The 1,268-nt window shown below is 70.2% G+C and carries 1 protein-coding gene; it reads right to left on the bottom strand.

Annotation, left to right across the window (positions count from 1 at the left end; genetic code table 11):
- Positions 1-30 precede the first annotated feature (30 nt).
- Positions 31-1,143 (bottom strand): IS630 family transposase, encoded by a 1,113-nt coding sequence (locus tag QSK03_RS32885; protein WP_285660042.1) that lies wholly within the window; start codon positions 1,141-1,143, stop codon positions 31-33.
- Positions 1,144-1,268 lie beyond the last annotated feature (125 nt).

The following is a 1,268-nucleotide window of genomic DNA, read 5'->3' as shown; positions in this document are numbered from 1 at the left end:
CTAGTGCGTTGACCACGAACGTTTGCCGGGTCATGCGGCTCGGGGTCGGCCCCAGCGGTGTTGTCGTTCGCTGCGGATGCGGGCGCGTTCGCGGCGTTGAGCGGCCAGGACGTCGGGGTGGCGGGCGTTGGCGTTGCGCCAGCGCAGGTAGGCCTGCAGCCCTCGGGCGAGCACGGTGTGGTTGGGGTGGTTCGAGGCACCCATGGTGAAGGTGCGCAGCGGCCCGAACTGGGCCTCGATGGGGTTGGCCCAGGACGCGTAGGTCGGGGTGAAGCAGAGCTCGACGTTGTTGTTCGCAGCCCAGGCTCGGACCGCCGGGGTCTTGTTCGCCGACAGGTTGTCCATGATCACGTGGATCGGGGCGTCGTCGGGGCGGGCGGCCCGAATCGAGCGCAGCGCGGCCAGGGTGTGCTCGCCGCCCTTGCGGCGGCGGGTCACACCCCAGAGCTGGTCGTCGCCGAGGCTGTAACAGCCGTGGAAGTAGCGGATGCCGTGGGTGCGTCGGTAGGTCGCCGGCAGCCGCGCGGGGTGAGACTCGCGGGCCCAGGTGGTGCCGTGGCCGGGGCGGATCGACAGCGGCCCGAACTGGTCGAAGGCGAAGCATCGGTTCGGGTCGTGGCTGGTGACGTGCTCGATGCGGTCGAGCTTGGCCTCCTTGTCGGGGTCGTTGGACTCTTTCCAGGTCCGGGTGCGCTGGAACGACACCGCATGGGCACGCAGGACCTGTCGGAGCCGCTCGCGGCTGATCATGATCCGGTGCTGGTGGCAGCGGGCCAGGTGTGCGGCGAGCTTGCGCACGCTCCAGTGCGTGAACGGCAGGTCGTGCACCGCGGGGCGCTCGGTGGCCGTCGCGACGATGAACGCGATGTCCTCATCGGTGATCAGGCGGGGACGGCCTCCCGCCCACTGAGGGTCCAGCGCGGCCAGCCCCCGCTCGTTGAACGCGTGGACCACGTCGCGCACGGTGTCCTCGTCGGCGGCCACGAGCCGTGCGATCGCCGGCACCGGCGTCCCCGACGCCGAGGCCATGATCATGGTGGCCCGGCGGACCCGGATCGAGCCGCCCTTGCCGCGGCGCACGATCTGGGCCAGCCGCTGGCCCTCCTGATCGGTGAGTCGTCGTGCTCGTACTGGTTCCGCCATCGCGCTCCCACTCCCGGTCCCGACCTGCGGCCGACACCGACAATGAGATCTTGCTCCAGCGCAGCAGCGGTGAACCTACGACGGCGTGTCGCGAAACCGGTCAACGTTCATGGTCAACGCACTAG

The sequence above is a fragment of the Actinomycetospora sp. NBRC 106375 genome, assembly GCF_030269665.1.
Lineage (GTDB): Bacteria > Actinomycetota > Actinomycetes > Mycobacteriales > Pseudonocardiaceae > Actinomycetospora.
This window is presented reverse-complemented; position numbering and strand designations above follow the sequence as displayed.

Coding starts and splice junctions, on each gene's coding strand:
- QSK03_RS32885 (WP_285660042.1), bottom strand. CDS start 1,143: ATGGCGGAACCAGTACGAGCACGACGACTCACCGATCAGGAGGGCCAG.